Here is a 17,033-nt window from a genome sequence, read left to right on the forward strand (position 1 = left end):
CCGCATGGGCGTGACGCCGCGGTTCCCTGGTCTTCCATGCTGATTGCGTTCAACAAGCCGTTCAACGTGCTCTGCCAGTTCACCGATCGCAGCGATCCGCCGCGGCGGACGCTGGCGGAATTCGGCCTGCCGCCCGGCGTGTATGCCGCAGGGCGGCTGGACTACGACAGTGAAGGCCTGCTGCTGCTCACCGACGACGGCACGCTGGCGAACCGGCTGACCGATCCGCGCCACAAGCAGCCGAAGACCTATTGGGTCCAGGTGGAAGGGGTGCCCACTGATGGGCAACTCGAGGTGCTACGCCACGGCGTGGTGTTGAACGATGGCCCCACGCGGCCCGCACGGATCGAGCGCCTCGAACCCGCGCCAGCCTTGTGGCCACGGGATCCGCCCGTGCGCTACCGCAAATCGGTACCGGACACATGGCTGGCAGTGACCATCACCGAAGGTCGCAATCGCCAGGTTCGCCGCATGACGGCGGCGGCAGGCGTGCCGACGTTGCGGTTGGTCCGCGTGGCAATGGGAGACGTGCGGTTGGACCGATTGGCGCCCGGCCAGTGGCGCGAGGTGTAGGACGTGGAAGAACCGCATCGCCCCGTGGGAGCGATGCGGGACCGGACACAAGAACACCCTGCGTCGATCAGCTCTCCGCCGAATGCGACGCCGTGCTCCGGGGTTTGCGCGGCGTGCCGGTCTTGCGCGCCGTGGAGGTCTTGCCAGCCCCGTTGACCTTGCGCGCTTCGACGCGGCGCGACTTGCCCTCGATAGGCGCATTGGCCTGGTCGCGCTTGCGCTTGCGGTAGGCGACCAGCGCCAGCAGGCCCACGCCAATGCCGGTGGCCACCGCGACGGCAGGATTGCGCCGCACGAAATTCACTGCGAGCTTGCCGCCGGTCCTGGCGACGCCCAGCGCGGCTCCCGTCTGCAGCAGCCTGTCTGCACTGGGCACGGCGTGCCTGAGACTGGTGCCCGCCTGGCTTGCCAGTTCGAGTGCGCGGTCGGTGATGGTGGTCAATTTGCTCATGATGCCTTCCCTGAAGGTGGGTAACGGGATCAGTGTCCATGGAGGGATGTTCAAGGCGCGTTAGCACTACGCCGCCGGGCTGGCCCCCGGCTGAACGGATCAGGTGCCGCGAGGCTTGGCGCGATGGGTCGCCTGCGCGCTCCACGGATCATCCGGCCATGGATGTTTCGGATACCGCCCTTTCATTTCCTTCTTCACCTCGGCGTAGGTGGAGTTCCAGAAGTTGCGCAGGTCCGAGGTGACCTGCAGCGGTTTGCCGCCCGGCGACAACAGGTGCAGCAGCACCGGCACGCGACCATCCGCCACGCGCGGGGTGTCGGCGAGGCCGAACAGTTCCTGCAGCTTCACCGCCAGTACCGGCGGGTGGCCGTGCGCGTACTCGATACGGCGCTCCATGCCCGACGGCACGATGATGCGTACGGGCGCCAGTTGATCGATGCGCTGCCGCAGCGACCAGTCCACGCCTGACTTCAGCGCATTTGCCAGCGCGTCCTCTTCCAGCGCGTCGAGCCGCGTCTTGCCGACGAATGCGGGCTTGAGCCAGTCGTCGAGCGTGGCCATCAGCGCGTCGTCGCCGACATCGGGAAGACCCAGCTCCGGCATCCACTCGCGCAGGCAGCGCACACGCTCGCGCCATTGCCGCAGCGACTCGGGCCAGGGCAGCGCGTCCAATCCCAGTTCGCGCACGGCGTCCGTCAATGCCGCCGCCGCGAGCGCGGGATCGACGCGTCCAGCCGGGCGTGCATCGAAGACGATCTGGTCGAAGCGCGATTCGCGTTGCGCCACCAGCGCGCGACGCGACGCATCCCAGCGCACGGTGTCCTCGGTGACGAAGCGGTCGGCGAACTCGGTGCGCAGGCGTTTCTCGTCCACGGGCGCGCCGCGCTGGATCAAGGCGTCGCGTGCTTCGTAACGCAGTTCGCTGGCGACGATCCAGGGTTCGCCGAACAGCGCGCTGTCGTCGAACAGGCGCGCCGTGCGCCCGTTCGCCAGTTGGTAGCGACGCGGATCCTGCGGATGCTGGGTACCGATGCGGTCGGGAAAGGCATGCATGAGCACATCGCCGAGACGGTGCGCTTCGAGGGACGAGGGCGGCGGTGCGTCTTCGCGGATGCGGCGGCGCCACTGCTTCGCGGCGGCATCGATGGCAGCCAGTCCGGTGCGATGTGCTTCGTGCGGTGCACGCCCCATGCGGAACGCCGCCAGCGCCCGCCAGCGTGCGGCCAGGGCATCGCCCCCCATGCGCAAGGGATCGCGCGCCTCGACGAGCGCGGCCAGATCGGCGGCCAGCGCGCGATCCTCCGCTCCCGTCGCCGACAGCAGCATCGCGGCCAGGCGCGGATGGGTGCCCAGTGCCAGCATGCGCTTGCCCAGCGGGGTGATGGCCTGCGACGCGCTCAGCGCGCCAAGGCGAGCCAACAGATCCCGCGCGGCGTTCAGCGCGCCCGGCGGCGGTGCATCGACGAAGCGCAGGTCGTCACTGCCCCAGGCGGCCAGTTCCAATGCCAACGAACCCAGTTCGACCAACGCGATCTCCGGACGGCGCTGCGGATCGAGCCGTTGCGACGGCGGCCACAGCCGGTAGGCCCAGCCTTCGGCCACGCGGCCGGCACGACCGGCGCGCTGATCCGCGGACGCCTGCGAAATGCTGGTCACTTCCAGGCGCGAGAAGCCACTGTTCGGATCATAGGACGGCTCGCGCGCCAGTCCGCTGTCGACCACCACGCGCACGCCCGGCAGCGTCACCGATGATTCGGCCACATTGGTGGCCAGCACCACGCGACGGCGGCCCTGCGGATCGGATTGCAGGGCTTCGGATTGTTTCTCCACCGGCAGTTCGCCATGCAGGGCGAGGACGACGACGTCCTGCGGCAGGACGCCCGCCAGCATCGTCGCCACGCGCGCGATCTCGCGCTGGCCCGGCAGGAATACCAGCACGTCGCCGGGATGCGCCTGCACGGCCTGTTCAATCGCCCGGCGCGCCTGTACCTCGATCGTCTCGTCCCGGCGGGCAGCGAAGTGGGCGACCTGGACGGGATGACCGCGACCCTCGCTGCTCAGACGCGGCGCGTCGAGGAACCGCGCGAGCTTCTCGCCATCGAGCGTGGCGGACATGACTACGATGCGCAGGTCCTCGCGCAGCTGCGCCTGCACGTCCAGTGCCAGCGCCAGGCCCAGGTCGCCGGCGAGGTGGCGTTCGTGGAACTCGTCGAAGAGGATCGCGCCGACTTCCTCCAGCATCGGGTCCTCCTGGATCATCCGGGTCAGGATGCCCTCGGTGACGACTTCGACGCGGGTCTTCGGTCCGACCTTGTTCTCGAACCGGATGCGGTAACCGACCGTGTCGCCGACGGCCTCACCCCGCTGCTTCGCCATGAAGCCGGCTGCCGCGCGCGCGGCCACGCGGCGCGGCTCCAGCATCAGGATCTTCTTCCCTTGCAGCCAGGGCTGGTCAAGCAACGCCAGCGGCACCTGCGTGGTCTTGCCGGCGCCGGGTGGCGCCTCCAGCACAAGGCGCGGGTGGTCGGACAGGCTGCGGACGATGTCCGGCAGCAGCGGCGTGATCGGGAACGTGGGCGACGGCATGCGGCGCAAAGGATAAACGCATGCGGTCCCACTGTAGGAGCGACGTGAGTCGCGACCGCACGGTTCTGCACACTCACAACGGGGTCAGCCACGACGCTACCAAACGACCCTGTTCTTGTGAGCTCGGCCGTCCGGACCCTCTTTTCTTCCGGTCGCGACTCACGTCGCTCCTACAACAGCCTGTTCCAACGACTAAAATGGCCGTCATGGATCTCATCGACATCGGCGCCAACCTGACCCACGACAGCTTCGACCACGACCGCAACGCGGTGCTGCAGCGCGCGCGCGAAGCCGGGGTAGTCCAGCAGGTCGTCACGGGCGCGAGCCGCGAGCATTCGCCGATGGCATTGCGGCTGGCACAGGCGCATCCCGGGGAACTGTTCGCCACCGCCGGCGTGCATCCGCACCACGCCACCGAGTACACCGACGAATGCGATGCCGAGATGCGCGCGCTGCTGGCGCACGCCGAGGTCGTCGCCGTGGGCGAATGCGGGCTGGACTATTTCCGCGATTTCTCGCCGCGCCCGGCCCAGCGCAAGGCATTCGAGCGCCAGTTGCAGATCGCCGTGGACACCGGCAAGCCGCTGTTCCTGCACCAGCGCGACGCGCACGACGACTTCGTTGCGATGATGAAGAACTTCGACGGCAGGCTCGGCCCGGCCGTGGTGCACTGCTTCACCGGCACGAAGAAGGAACTGTTCGACTGCCTGGACCAGGACTGGCATATCGGCATCACCGGCTGGCTGTGCGACGAGCGCCGCGGCCTGCACCTGCGCGAACTGGTGAAGAACATCCCGGCGAACCGGCTGATGATCGAGACCGACGCACCCTACCTGCTGCCGCGCACGGTAAAGCCGCAACCCTCGCACCGCCGCAACGAGCCGATGTACCTGGCCCACATTGTCGCCGAGCTGGCGCGCGACCGCGGCGAGGACATCGAGGTCACGGCTGTGGCGACGACGGCGACCGCGCGCGCGTTCTTCCGGCTGCCCCCGGCGGGCCGGGACGCCACCTGACGGCGACGCCCCGGACGGGTATCCCCGCGTCAGCGCCGGCGTGGCCGCAGGTAGTGGCGGGTCACGTAGTTGCCGATCTTGTTGCCCTGCTTCAGGCCGTCCATGCATGCCGTGCGGAAGTGGATGCCGGCATACACGCGCGACATCGCCGCCTCGTGTTCGGCCTGCGACAGCGTGTCGAAATGGCGTTCGATGCCGGCGGCCGTGTACGTGTACGGCAAGGCATCCGTGCCCAGCAGGCGTCGCAGCACCTCCATCGCGCTCGCGGTGAGCGCCGACAGGCCGCTGGCATAGTCCGGATAGGGCGGCGATGCGAGGTACGACATCCACTGCGTGTTGCCGGCCGCATGGATCGCGGTGATCGGGCGCCAGAAGTTGTAGTGGTACTTGCCGTTGAACACACCGAAGGATGCATCGGCCTGGGCCATGTTCATCAGCGCGAACAGGCGCGCGTGCTGCCACAGGTCCAGGCCGCGGCCGGCGACGACCTGCTGGGCAATGGCATTGGCGTTGGCGCCGCCACCGGCCCAGTAGCGCGCAGCACGGCTTTCGTATGAATCCACGTTCTGCGGCGCGCCGCGCACCGCGGCGCTGCCGACCGCCATCACCTCCTGGTACTCGCGCCGGTAGGTGCCGCTGCGCAGGTTCAGCAGGGGCGACGGGCCCGCGCGGAACTGGGTGACGTGGTTCAGCGCGAACGGTTTCACCTTGCCCCAGTTGCTGAACTGCGGCGGCGCGAAATTGGGTGCCGTGGGCTGGTACACGCCCGGCAGCAGCGGTGCCGAGTACGGCGCATGCGGCGTTGCCGCGCCATCGTTCGCGCGTAGCGCGAGGATCGCGGCGGCGGCGGCCGAACCGACGGCGATGCCGTCGCTCACGCAATCGGGAAATGCGGACGGGCACGTGAGTCCGGCCAGGTAGGTGTCGTATGTCGTCTCCAGTGCGGTCGCCTGCGAAGGCACCGTGATCGACAGCGTCATGTAGGCGGCGGTGGCCACCGCCGCCTCCGGCGAGGCACCGCGCGCGGCGGGGTGTGCGCCCGCATAGGGTTCATAACGCAACTCGATCGAGTTCAGCGCGTCGTGGATCGCCAGGTGGGTGATCGCATTGACGCGCGTCTGGATCGGCGGCGCGCCTGCCGCCGTCGCGGTCTGCCAGGCGGTGGTGTTCCAGTCGATGACGGCGTCGGCCTGGGCCAGGCCGGGCGCGAGGGCCGCGATGAGCAGGACGAAGCGGCGCCGACGGACGGTGAAGCGGCGGGCCGCGGTGGAGATCAGGTTCATGATGGACTTCCTTCGTGTTGGTGGAGGGCCGCCCTGCAGGGCGGCAATCAGTCCATGCCGGAGGATGCCTGTCCGGCACGGGCATGCAGGCCGGCGCATCATTCGCTGCGCCGGTTGTCGGCCATGCGGCGCGTCTCCGACGGGCGGGACGGGGCACGTTCGAAGACCACGCGCTGCGGGCGCGCACCCTGGCGGCGGCAGGCACGGCGTGCCTCGCCCATCAGCACGGCGCGGCTGGCGTAGACCTGGCTGGCGTTGTGCTGGCCCAGCAGGGCCCCGACCTCATGCTGCGGCGGCAGGCGCGGGCGGGCGCAGTCGATCACGATGCGCGGCGCGATTGTCTCGTCGGCGCCGGCAGGCCCGGCAATGGACGGCGTGGCGACGGACAGGACGACCAGCGCGACGATGGGGGCGTACGGGTTCATGGCGTTCTCCTCGGCCCGGAAGTCGGGCGTCGGCCACCAGCGTCCGCCCCTCGGGACCACCGGTCTTGAGGAAACGCTGAGGCAGGCGCGGAGATACCCCGCGAAACCTTGGGGAATGCTTAGGCCGACCGGCCACGCGCGCTGCGTTGAAGGAAGACCGACCCCGGGGATGCTGCTCCGCCATGTCCTCGCCCGACCACGCACTGCACTTCGGCGACACCACGATCGACTTGGCCGGCCGACGCCTGTGGCGTGCGGGCGAAGAGCAGGCGCTGGAGCCGAAGGCATTCGGCGTGCTGGCGCTGCTGGTCGGCGATCCCGGTCGCGTCTTTACCCGCGATGAGATCCTCGACGCTGTCTGGGGCCACCGGCACGTCACCCCCGGCGTGCTGAACCGGATCGTGACCCTGCTGCGCCACGCACTGGGCGAAGACGCCCACCATCCCCGGCTGCTGCACACCCTGCATGGCGTGGGCTACCGCTTCGACATGCCGGTCATCGCCGGGCCACCGACAACCGAGCCTGCCGGAGCCGCAGCCGAGGTGCATGCGGACGCGAACGCGGATGCGCGCCGCCGCACCGCGCCTGCCGTGTTCTGGTACGCCGCGCTTCTCGTCGCGGCGGGTGCGATCGGCGCGGCCTGGTGGTGGTCTACCCGCTCGACGGCGAACGCCGTGCACCTTGACCCGGCCCCACCGAAGGCAGCCGCTGCCGCCGCGCCACCCACGCTGGTGGTCATGCCGTTGAAGCCGATCGGCGAGGGCGACAGCGTGCGGATCATCGCCGACGGCCTGGGTGAGGAACTGATCTGCAGCCTGGCGCAAGTGCAAGGGCTGCGCGTGATCGCGCGCGACTCCACCCAACTGGCCACCGATGCTTCGGCCGACCCGGCGACGCTGGTGCAACGGCTCGGCATCACACATGCACTGGAAGGCAACCTGCAGCAGGCCGGCCAATCCCTGCGCGTGCGGTTGCGCCTGGTCGACGCGCGCGGCGGCGGCGCGTTGTGGACGAAGGATTTCGATCGCGACGCCTCGGAAGTGCTGCTGCTGCAACGCGAGATTGCCGAGACGGTTGCAGGTTCGCTCGCCCTCCGCCTGGGGCTGACCACCCCGCCGTCGCGCAGCGGCGATGCCGAATTCCTGCGTCGCTACCACATGGCGCGCGCGCTGGTCAGCCTGCGCGACCTGCCGCCCGAGACATCGACCGAGCGTGCGGAGCGGGAATTCCGCGTGCTGCTTCGCGAGCGCCCGGACGATGCCCGCGCCCATGCCGGGCTCGCCCTGGCACTCGAGATTCGTGCCCAACGGCGACCGACGCTGGCCGCCACCCTGCGCGAGGAAGCCATCCGCGAGGCGACACTGGCCCAACGCCTGGACGCGACCCTCGCCGAGCCGTACTTCGTACTCGCCGCCAATGCCTGCATCGCCGACGACTGGGAACGCTGCCTGTCCCTCCAGAAGCAGGCATTGCGGGTGAACCCCAGCAACGCGGAGATGGCCTACGGCATGACGCTCTCGCTGGCCAGGTTGGGGTACCTCGATCGCGCGGAAGCCGGGGCGCGCGAGTTGCACGCGCGCGATCCCCTGGGCCGCAACGGCGGCTTCATGCTGGCACGCGTGCTGGATACACAGGGACGGCACGACGAAGCGCACCGCCTGCTGGAACCCCTTCCCGCCTACGCGGCCTATGCGCGCTGGTTCAATGCCGTCTGGCGCAAGGACTACGCAGGCGCTTTGCGGATCGCGAAGGTAGACATCGACGGGCCAAACCACCCCGATGCGTATGCGAAGCAACTCGCGCCCGGATACATCGCCACGTCGGAGGCCTTGATCGATCCTTCCCGATGGCCGCGCGCGATCGCCGCGTTCGATGCGTACGAAAAAACCACCGGCATGGGCAACTTCTCGCGCGTACTGGCACCCGACGCGCCCGCAAACGCTGCTTCTCTGATCGACGACCTCAACCAGGTGCGCCAACGAGGCTACTCCACCTGGGACCTGCTGCTGTGGACGAAGGACCTGGCCTACCTGCGGCGCGATCCCGCGTTCCAGCGGTTCCTGCGCGACAACGGCATCCTCGCCTACTGGCGGGCGCACGGATTCCCGGCACAGTGCCGTGCGCAGGGCGACGGCGCGGTGTGCGAATGAGGCATCAGTCGACCTTGCGGTCTTCCGACTTCGCCTGCTCCATCGCTTCGGGTTCCAGTTCCTCGGCGCTGCGGTTGAGGCGGACGAACACGCCCCACGCCACCAGCAGCAACGCCGCCGAGCCGCCTATCGCGATGACGTACGGAAGCTGGCGCGCGTCCTCGTGCATCAGCTCGAACGTGGCCACCAGTGTTTCGATCGACAGTGCGATGACGATGACCACGAGGAAGCGCGACAGGTAACGGCGCACGCGCGTGGGTCCGCTGACCTTGACGTCACGCTGCACCTCTTCCTCGAACACCGTCTGCGCCAGCTCCAGCGCGACCAGCCCGATGGTCAGCATGCCGATGCTCTCCAGGATGCGGTCGAAGCGGTCGCGCAGGCCGGCGTCTCCGCCCGCCATGACCACGCCATGCCACAACTCGCTGGCCGCCAGCACGACCAGCGCGGCGGCGGCGAAGAAGAACAGGGCGATGATGGCCAGGTGGCCGGCAAGGAAGAGTTTCTGCAGGTGCTTCATGGTGGCGCCACCGGGAAGGTGGCGCAGGATGGAGGCAGGCGCCGTCAGCGCGGCGTGAAGCCTGCGGCTCAGGCCGCCCGCTGTGCCTCGTAGGCCTGCAGGTGCGCCCAGGCGGCCTGCAGGTGGGGCGTGGCGATGCCGTGCGAGGCCGCGCGATGGACCATGTCGCCGACGATGTGGGCGGCTTCGACACGCTGGCCCGCCTCCAGGTCGCGCAGCATCGACGCCTTCATCGGTGAGCCCGGCATCGTCAACGTGTCGCGCGCGCCGGCATGCGCCGGCTCGGGGATCGGATGGGCGCTGGCGGCTGCGACCGCGACGCATTCGGCATGCAGGGCGGCCATGAACTCCTTGCCGCCCTCGCCCGCCACGATCGTGCCGATCGGCGCACGCATCAGGCAGGTTCCCGCCGCGAGCGCGGCAAGGAAGCTGTACTTCACCCATTGCGCCTGTGCGATGTCCGGCGTGTGCTGATGGTCGATGCTGGCCTGCGCGCAGGCGGCGGCCAGCGCCTGCAGGCGCGCATCGGGCGACTGACCTTCGCGTTCGCCGAACGTCATCGATGCCGGCTTGCCGAGATGCAGGATCTCGCCTTCGCCACCCAGCGTGGCGCTGATGAAGCAGAGGCCGCCGAGGACGTTCGGGAAACCGAAGCGTGCATCCAGGGCTTCGTAATGGCGCAGGCCGTTGAGCAGCGGCAGCACGCGGGCACCTGCCTCGACCGCCGGCACGATGGCGTCCATCGCGCTGTCCAGGTCGTAGGCCTTGCAGCTCAGCAGCACCAGGTCGAACGGTGTGGCATGGGGCAGTTCGTCCGCCGTCAGCACCTGCACGGGCAGATCGGCATCGCCCAGCGGGCTGCGGATGCGCAGGCCGCGATCCCGCAACAGGACCGCGCGCACGGGACGGACGAGGAAACCGACATCGACGCCCGCCTGTGCCAGCCGACCACCGAAGTAACCGCCTGTACCGCCGGCGCCGAGCACGAGCACGCGCATCAGCTGCGCAGCCCCACGCCCTTCTTCAGCAGCCACAGGCCCAGCGATGCCAGCGCGACGACGAACCCGATCATCAGCGCATACGCCACCCACAGCGGCACGTCGCTGGTGCCGAGCAGGCCGTAGCGGAACGCGTTGACCATGTAGAAGATCGGGTTGGCGTGCGTGAGCGCTTCGGCCCACGGCGGCAGCAGGGTCACCGAATAGAACACGCCACCCAGGTAGGTGAGCGGGGTGAGGATGAAGGTCGGCACGATGGCGATGTCATCGAACTTCTTCGCGTACGCCGCATTGACGAAGCCGGCCAGCGAAAAGATCGTCGCGCCCAGCAGCACGGTGGTGATGGTCACCAGCGGGTGCGGCACGCGGACCTTGGTGAAGAACATCGCGATGACCAGCACGATGGCGCCCACCATCAGGCCGCGCAGCACAGCGCCGGCCACGTAGCCGAGCAGGATCACCCAGTTCGGCATCGGGCTGACCAGCAGTTCTTCCACGTGGCGGCCGAACTTGGCGCCGAAGAAGCTGGAGCTGATGTTGCCGTAGCTGTTCTGGATGATGCTCATCATCACCAGGCCCGGCACGATGAACTCCATGTAGGTGTAGCCGCCCATGTCGCCGATCTTCGAGCCGATCAGGCCGCCGAAGATCAGGAAGTACAGCGTCATGGTGATGGCCGGCGGCACCAGGGTCTGGCCCCAGATGCGCAGGATGCGGTTCACTTCGCGGCGCACGATGGTGCCCAGCGCGACGAGGTTCTTCTGCAGCGGCGTCGTCATGGCCGTCTCTTGCGGATCGACGGCGCTCATGCGGCCTGCTCCCGCTTGGCGGCGGCTTCGTCGCCGGTCAGGCGCACGAACAGCTCCTCCAGCCGGTTGCTCTTGGTGCGCATGGAGCGCACGCGGATGCCGGCGTCGCCCAGGGCAGTGAAGACGCGGTTGAGGTCCATCGCACGCGGCATGTCCAAGTCCAGGGTGTGACTGTCGGTGGCGGACAGCGTGGTGCCTTCGATCACCGGCAGCTGCGCCGGCAGCTCGCCGTCGATGTCGAACAGGAAGCCCTCCACGTCCAGCTTGGCCAGCAATGCGCGCATCGGCCCCTGTTCGACGATGACGCCACGGTCGATGATGGCCAGGTTGCGGCAGAGGCTCTCGGCCTCTTCCAGGTAATGCGTGGTCAGGATGATCGTGGTGCCTGCCTCGTTGATGTCCTTCAGCGTCTTCCACATGCCGCGGCGGATCTCGATGTCGACGCCTGCGGTCGGTTCGTCCAGGATCAGCAGGCGGGGGCGCGTCATCATGGCGCGGGCGATCATCAGCCGGCGCTTCATGCCGCCCGACAGGGTGCGGCTCATGACGTGGGCCTTTTCCCACAGCTGGGCGCGCTTGAGTTCCTCTTCGGCCCGCACCAGCGCTTCGGCGCGCGGGATGCCGTAGAAGCCCGCGTAGTTCACGCAGATGTCGAGCGGCTTCTCGAACATGTTGAAGTTGATCTCCTGCGGCACCAGGCCCAGCAGGCGCATCGCGCCGTCGCGGTCACGGTCCAGGTCCACGCCGAACACGTCGACCTGCCCGCTGCTCTTGTTGACCAGCGAACTGACGATGCCGATGAGGGTGGACTTGCCTGCACCGTTGGGGCCGAGCAGCGCGAAGAAGTCGCCGGGCTCGACCTGCAGCGACACGCCCTTGAGGGCCTGTACGCCGGTGTCGTAGACCTTGCGCAGGTCGGTGATGGCCAGCGCGGGAGCCGCCGCCGGAGCCGTTGTTGCGGACGCCATGGGATACCTTGTGGCGCCGCGAAGGCGCCCGGGGGATGCGAGCGCTTATTATAGGCGTCCCGCCGGGGCCGCCCCGGGCCACACAGTGTTCCAGCCGCCTTGGCGATCGTGCATTTCCCGTTGAAGCTCGTCGGACGCCGCATGCTGGCACCCAGCGTCGGGCATTACAGCTTCGTCCGCGATGACGGGCAGCCGCTGGACTTCATCCCCGGCCAGTTCATCCAGGTGCACTTCGCCTATGCCGACGGCACGGCGACCAAGCGCAGCTATTCGCTGGCCACCATCCACGACCATGCGATGGGTCCGGGCGAAGCGGTCGAGATCGCGGTCAGCTACGTGCCGGGCGGGGCGGCGACCGCGTTGTTCGAAGGCCTGCCGGAAGGCGGCCACGTGGAGGCCAGCGGCCCTTTCGGCCGTTTCTGCCTGATGCCCGGCGACCGCAACGCGCGCTATCTCCTGATTGCCACTGGCACCGGCGTCACGCCGTACCGTTCCATGCTGCCGCAACTGGAAGCACTGATCGCCGAACGCGGCGTGGAGGTCGTGCTGCTGCAGGGCGCCCGCACGCCCACCGAACTGCTGTACGGCGACGAGTTCCGTGCGTTCGCCGATGCGCATCCCGGCTTCCGCTTCGTGCCCTGCCTCTCGCGTGAACTGCCGTCCCATCCGCACCCTGACGTGCGCCAGGGTTATGTGCAGCAGCACCTCGCGGAGTTCGCGCCGGATCCGGCGCGCGACATCGCCTACCTGTGCGGCAACCCGGACATGGTGGACGCCTGCTTCGAGGCGCTGAAAGGCTGCGGCCTGCCGATTCCCCAGATACGCCGCGAGAAGTACGTCAGCAGCAAGTAGTCCCTGCCGGGCAGCGACCTTCCGCTATCGCGCCCGCACTTGCCCGGTCACATCCGCCGCGCTGCACCGTCATGGCATGCTGGAACCCGCCTACAACGGAACAGATGCATGGACTCCACTCTTCGTAGATCCCTCGCGCCGGCCCTGGGCGTCCTGCTGCTGGCAGGCTGCCAGGGCACCGCTACCAGCCCCGACCAGCAAGCCGTGCGCCACTACGGCGATATCGCCTTCAAGCCGTGCACGCTGACGGCGCCCCACCTGACCACCACGGTGGAGGCGCAGTGCGCGACCTTCAACGTGGCCGAAGACCCGGCCAAGCCCACGGGCCGCAAGGTCGCGCTCAACATCGCGTGGCTGCCGGCGACCAATGAGGGGGCCGCCACCGACGATCCGGTGTTCTTCCTCGCCGGTGGCCCCGGACAGGCCGCAGTGCAGGTCTGGCCCGCCATCGACGCCGCCTTCCGCGAGGTACGCAAGTCGCGCCATATCGTGCTGGTCGACCAGCGCGGCACCGGCAAGTCGAACCCGCTGTCGTGCAAGGACGACAAGGGCCGCAATGCCTACAGCGATGCGGAGGACCTCAGCGAGACCGCCGCGGTCGCGTTCGCACGCGACTGCGCCGCGTCGCTGCAGGCCGACCCGCGCTTCTACACCACCACCGATGCCGTGCGCGACCTGGACAGCGTGCGCAAGGCGCTGGGCGCGGCGAAGATCAACCTGGTCGGCGGCTCCTATGGCACACGCGTGGCGCAGCAGTACGCCATGCGCCATCCGGACAGCACGCGCAGCGTGGTGATCGACGGTGTGGTGCCGAACGAGCTGGTACTGGGCAGCGAGCACGCGCGCAACCTGGACGCGGCGCTGGCGCTGCAGTTCCAGCGCTGCCAGGCCACGCAGACCTGCAGGGACCGCTTCGGCGATGACCTGCGCGGACAGCTGCGCACGCTGATGACGCGGCTGGCGGCCGCGCCGGTGAGTACCGAGTATCGCGACCCCTCGACCGGCGAACTGGTCACTGGCGAAGTCACTGCAGGCACCGTCGCCGGCATCACGCGCATGTACTCCTACTTCCCGCAGGGCACCGCACTGCTGCCACTGGTGTTGAACGAAGCACAGCAGGGCCGCTACGGCTCGTTGATGTCGCTGTCCAAGCTGCTGGAAACGCAGGTCGGCGACCAGTTCATGCACGGCATGCAGCTGTCGGTGATCTGCGCCGAGGACGCCGACCTGCTGAAGGCCGACCCCGGCGACGCCGACACGGTGCTTGGCAGCCTGCTGGGCGACACCCTGAAGACGCAGTGCGGTGCGTGGCCAACGGGCAAGCGGCCGGCCGACTTCCACACCGCGTGGACATCCGACATCCCGACACTGCTGACCTCCGGCGAGCTGGATCCGGTCACGCCGCCGCGCTACGGCGACCAGGTGCTGCGCACGCTGTCGAATGGACGCCACCTGGTATTGAAGGGTCAGGGCCACGGCACGTTCGCCGTCGGCTGCATGCCCAAGCTCCTCGGCCGCTTCCTGGAGACCGCGAGCGCCAAGGATCTGGACGCGAAGTGCCTCGACAGCCTCGACTATGTACCGCCTTTCACCAGCTTCAACGGCTGGGAGCCGTGAGCCGCGCCCTGCGCGCCCGCCCTTCTTCAATGGACATGACCGAATGATCATCGCCAACGACCTGCACAAGTCCTTCAAGACCAAGACCGGCACGGTCACCGCCGTGGACGGCGTCAGCTTCACCGCCCACGACGGCCAGATCACCGGCCTGCTCGGCCCCAACGGCGCCGGCAAGACCACCACCATGCGCATGCTCTACACATTGATGACACCTGATCGCGGGAAGGTCACCGTGGACGGCATCGACACCGCGCGCGATCCTGTCGCGGTACGGCGCGCGCTCGGCGTTCTGCCGGATGCGCGCGGCGTGTACAAGCGCCTGACCGCGCGCGAGAACATCGCCTACTTCGGCGAACTGCATGGGCTGTCGTCGAAGCAGATCGCCGAGCGCACGAAGGCACTGTCCGACGCGCTGGACATGGGCGACATCCTCGACCGCCAGACAGAAGGCTTCAGCCAGGGCCAGCGGACGAAGACCGCCATCGCACGCGCACTCGTGCACGATCCACGCAACGTCATCCTCGACGAGCCCACCAATGGCCTGGACGTGATGACCACGCGCGCGATGCGGGGCTTCCTGCGCCAACTGCGCGAAGAGGGCCGTTGCGTGATCTTCTCCAGCCACATCATGCAGGAGGTCGCGGCGCTGTGTGACCGCATCGTCATCATCGCCAAGGGCACGGTGGTCGCCGCCGGCACCGCCGACGAGCTGCGTGCACAGGCAGGCGAGGACAATCTGGAGGATGCGTTCGTCAAAGTGATCGGTTCGGAAGAGGGCCTGCTGGCATGAACATGTTCCGTACCCGTCTTTTGTCTACGGTGTTCACCGTGATGCGCAAGGAATTGCGCGACCTTTCCCGTGACCGCCGCACGCTGGCGCTGGCACTGTTCCTGGGGCCGCTGCTCTATCCGGCACTGATGCTGGGCATGGGTTACCTGACCGAAAACCGCATCCGCACCCAGGTCGACAAGACGCTGGAGGTTCCGATGGTGGGCGCCGAACATGCACCGAACCTGGTGAAGTTCCTTGCCACCAACGGCATCACGGCGGCGAAGGCGCCGGCCAACCTCGATGCCGCGATCCGCACGCAGGAGATCGATGTCGCGTTGCGCATCAGCCCCGGCTATGCGGAGGACTGGCGCAACGGTCGTCCCGCGCTGGTGGAGATCATCCGCGACAGCACGCGTCGTGACGCGGACATTCCCACCCAGCGCGTCAATGCCGCGCTCTCGGCCTACAGCCAGCAGGTCGGCGCACTGCGTCTGCTGGCACGTGGTGTCGATGCGTCCGTCGCGCGGCCGGTGAACGTCGGCATGCAGGACCTGGCCACGCCCGAGGCCAAGCAGGGCATGCTGCTGTCGGTACTCTTGCCCTACCTGCTGATCCTGACGTCCTTCATCGGTGGCGCCTACCTGATCCTCGACGCAACGGCCGGCGAGCGCGAGCGGCAGTCGCTGGAGCCGTTGTTGGCCACGCCGGCACCGCGCAGTGCGGTGGTGAGCGGCAAGATCGCGGCGGCGTGCGTGATCGGCCTGACCACCCTGCTGCTGACGTTGCTGGCGTTCAAGTTCAGCGCGCAGTTCGCCGGCACGCTGGGCCGCCAGTTGAATGTGTCGTTCCTGTCGATGGGCAAGATGCTGCTGATCCTGCTGCCGATGCTGTTCATCGGCACCTCGCTGCTCACCTATCTCGCGGCGTCGGCCAAGAGCATGAAGGAGGCACAGAGCCACATGACCTGGCTGATGCTGCTGCCGATGATCCCGACGTTCGCGCTGATGGCGAACCCGTTGAAGAGCCAGCCGTGGCAGTTCGCCGTGCCGTTCCTGGCACAGAACCAGTTGCTGCTGAAGGTCATCCGCAACGAGTACATCGGTCCGCAGACCTGGGCCATCTACATCGCTGCGGCGTTCGGCGTGGCTGCACTGTTGTGGTTCGCCGCCGTGCGCAGGTACCACCAGGAGAAGCTCGCCGTCGCCGGATAGTGCCTGCCGTCTCGATCCTTCGAAAGAAAACGGCCACCTTCGGGTGGCCGTTTTTCGTGCGCGCTTCGGGCTGCTTCAGAAGCGGTATTCGTAACCCAGCGTCAGCGTCTGTGCCTTCACATCGGCGTTGAACAGGTCGGCCTTGTTGTAGTCGTAGTTCAGGCTGAGACCGTTGTGGTGATCGAAATCGTAGCCCACGCCAATGCCCACGTAGGGTTTGGTCGACCGTTCGCGCAGGCGAAGGCCATCCACGCTGAGCTTGGTATTGACGCTCTGTGCACCCGCACGTCCGGCGATGAAGAAGCCGGTGTCGTCGGCACCGAAGTTCTTCTTGCCCACCACGCCCATGCCCACTGCATCCATGTCGAACGACACGCCTTCCAGCGAGCGATCGCCCAGGATGGAATAGAAACCTTCCACGGCGAAGCTGGGGTGGAAGTAGTGGCCCACGCGCACGCCATAGGCCGTATCGGTGTCGTCGGCGCTGAGGCCATCGACGCTCAGCTTGAGGTCGCTGTGGCCGATCTCGAAGCGGCCGTACCACTGGCCGGCTTCGGTGGCCATGGTCGGCGCGGACAGGGTTGCGAGGAACAGTGCGCAAGGAAAAGAACGTGCTTCATGGAATCCTTCCTTGGGTGTGATGTGTTGCCCGCCATGCGGGCGGTGCACATCAAGCACCGGGAAGACGATTGTCTACTGCATGCGATCACATCACATTCAATCGCTGCGTCGCGCGCGCGGCCCACTTCGCATCACCATTCGTCTCACAAAAAGAAAGAGCCGGCGCATGGCCGGCTCTTCT

The 17,033-nt window shown here is 67.9% G+C and carries 16 protein-coding genes; 7 read left to right on the top strand and 9 right to left on the bottom strand.

Annotation, left to right across the window (positions count from 1 at the left end):
* Positions 1-36 precede the first annotated feature (36 nt).
* The gene (locus WBN46_RS18215; protein WP_337732817.1) at positions 37-573 is read left to right on the top strand and encodes a pseudouridine synthase; all 537 of its coding nucleotides are present in this window, start codon (positions 37-39) and stop codon (positions 571-573) included.
* A gap of 67 nt (positions 574-640) precedes the next feature.
* On the opposite strand, the gene WBN46_RS18220 is transcribed toward WBN46_RS18215, so the two are convergent.
* Together WBN46_RS18220 and hrpB are read right to left on the bottom strand one after the other, a co-directional pair.
* A complete protein-coding gene (locus WBN46_RS18220; RefSeq protein ID WP_225591191.1) occupies positions 641-1,024 on the bottom strand; it encodes a hypothetical protein in 384 nt (127 codons plus the stop codon).
* 99 nt (positions 1,025-1,123) lie between these two features.
* Entirely contained in the window at positions 1,124-3,610 is a 2,487-nt protein-coding gene (hrpB, locus tag WBN46_RS18225) for an ATP-dependent helicase HrpB (RefSeq protein ID WP_337732818.1), read from the bottom strand.
* A gap of 206 nt (positions 3,611-3,816) precedes the next feature.
* Here hrpB and WBN46_RS18230 point away from each other — a divergent pair, with 206 nt between their 5' ends.
* A complete protein-coding gene (locus WBN46_RS18230; protein WP_192203055.1) occupies positions 3,817-4,626 on the top strand; it encodes a TatD family hydrolase in 810 nt (269 codons plus the stop codon).
* Between the two features lie 29 nt (positions 4,627-4,655).
* Here WBN46_RS18230 and WBN46_RS18235 read toward each other — a convergent pair whose 3' ends face one another.
* Together WBN46_RS18235 and WBN46_RS18240 are read right to left on the bottom strand one after the other, a co-directional pair.
* Positions 4,656-5,909 (bottom strand): vanadium-dependent haloperoxidase, encoded by a 1,254-nt coding sequence (locus tag WBN46_RS18235; RefSeq protein WP_337732819.1) that lies wholly within the window; start codon positions 5,907-5,909, stop codon positions 4,656-4,658.
* A 98-nt stretch (positions 5,910-6,007) separates the two neighbouring features.
* A complete protein-coding gene (locus tag WBN46_RS18240; protein ID WP_337732820.1) occupies positions 6,008-6,334 on the bottom strand; it encodes a hypothetical protein in 327 nt (108 codons plus the stop codon).
* 182 nt (positions 6,335-6,516) lie between these two features.
* Between WBN46_RS18240 and WBN46_RS18245 the strand changes: the two genes are divergently transcribed.
* On the top strand, positions 6,517-8,484 hold the full coding sequence (locus tag WBN46_RS18245; protein WP_337732821.1) for a winged helix-turn-helix domain-containing protein: 1,968 nt from the start codon (positions 6,517-6,519) through the stop codon (positions 8,482-8,484).
* A gap of 4 nt (positions 8,485-8,488) precedes the next feature.
* On the opposite strand, the gene WBN46_RS18250 is transcribed toward WBN46_RS18245, so the two are convergent.
* The 4 genes from WBN46_RS18250 to WBN46_RS18265 all read right to left on the bottom strand — a co-directional run bounded on the left by WBN46_RS18250 (position 8,489) and on the right by WBN46_RS18265 (position 11,779).
* The gene (locus WBN46_RS18250) at positions 8,489-9,004 is read right to left on the bottom strand and encodes a hypothetical protein (protein WP_192203059.1); all 516 of its coding nucleotides are present in this window, start codon (positions 9,002-9,004) and stop codon (positions 8,489-8,491) included.
* 68 nt (positions 9,005-9,072) lie between these two features.
* Entirely contained in the window at positions 9,073-10,002 is a 930-nt protein-coding gene (gene panE, locus WBN46_RS18255) for a 2-dehydropantoate 2-reductase (protein ID WP_337732822.1), read from the bottom strand.
* Positions 10,002-10,811, bottom strand: a complete 810-nt coding sequence (locus WBN46_RS18260) for an ABC transporter permease (RefSeq protein ID WP_337732823.1) — start codon at positions 10,809-10,811, stop codon at positions 10,002-10,004. Before WBN46_RS18260 ends, panE begins: the two co-directional genes overlap by 1 nt.
* On the bottom strand, positions 10,808-11,779 hold the full coding sequence (locus WBN46_RS18265) for an ABC transporter ATP-binding protein (protein ID WP_337732824.1): 972 nt from the start codon (positions 11,777-11,779) through the stop codon (positions 10,808-10,810). Before WBN46_RS18265 ends, WBN46_RS18260 begins: the two co-directional genes overlap by 4 nt.
* A gap of 99 nt (positions 11,780-11,878) precedes the next feature.
* Here WBN46_RS18265 and WBN46_RS18270 point away from each other — a divergent pair, with 99 nt between their 5' ends.
* The 4 genes from WBN46_RS18270 to WBN46_RS18285 all read left to right on the top strand — a co-directional run bounded on the left by WBN46_RS18270 (position 11,879) and on the right by WBN46_RS18285 (position 16,231).
* Positions 11,879-12,631 carry a ferredoxin--NADP reductase gene (locus WBN46_RS18270; RefSeq protein WP_337732825.1) on the top strand — a complete coding sequence of 251 codons (753 nt, stop codon included), beginning with the start codon at positions 11,879-11,881 and terminating at the stop codon, positions 12,629-12,631.
* Positions 12,632-12,739: 108 nt separating this feature from the next.
* Positions 12,740-14,248 (top strand): alpha/beta fold hydrolase, encoded by a 1,509-nt coding sequence (locus WBN46_RS18275; protein WP_337732826.1) that lies wholly within the window; start codon positions 12,740-12,742, stop codon positions 14,246-14,248.
* Between the two features lie 43 nt (positions 14,249-14,291).
* Positions 14,292-15,038 carry an ATP-binding cassette domain-containing protein gene (locus WBN46_RS18280; RefSeq protein ID WP_337732827.1) on the top strand — a complete coding sequence of 249 codons (747 nt, stop codon included), beginning with the start codon at positions 14,292-14,294 and terminating at the stop codon, positions 15,036-15,038.
* Positions 15,039-15,040: 2 nt separating this feature from the next.
* The gene (locus WBN46_RS18285) at positions 15,041-16,231 is read left to right on the top strand and encodes an ABC transporter permease (RefSeq protein ID WP_337732923.1); all 1,191 of its coding nucleotides are present in this window, start codon (positions 15,041-15,043) and stop codon (positions 16,229-16,231) included.
* A 75-nt stretch (positions 16,232-16,306) separates the two neighbouring features.
* Here the strand turns inward: WBN46_RS18285 and WBN46_RS18290 are convergent, their stop codons facing one another.
* On the bottom strand, positions 16,307-16,909 hold the full coding sequence (locus WBN46_RS18290) for a porin family protein (RefSeq protein WP_337732828.1): 603 nt from the start codon (positions 16,907-16,909) through the stop codon (positions 16,307-16,309).
* Positions 16,910-17,033: the final 124 nt, after the last annotated feature.

This window comes from Pseudoxanthomonas sp. CCNWLW251, from assembly GCF_037402255.1.
Classification (GTDB): domain Bacteria; phylum Pseudomonadota; class Gammaproteobacteria; order Xanthomonadales; family Xanthomonadaceae; genus Pseudoxanthomonas_A.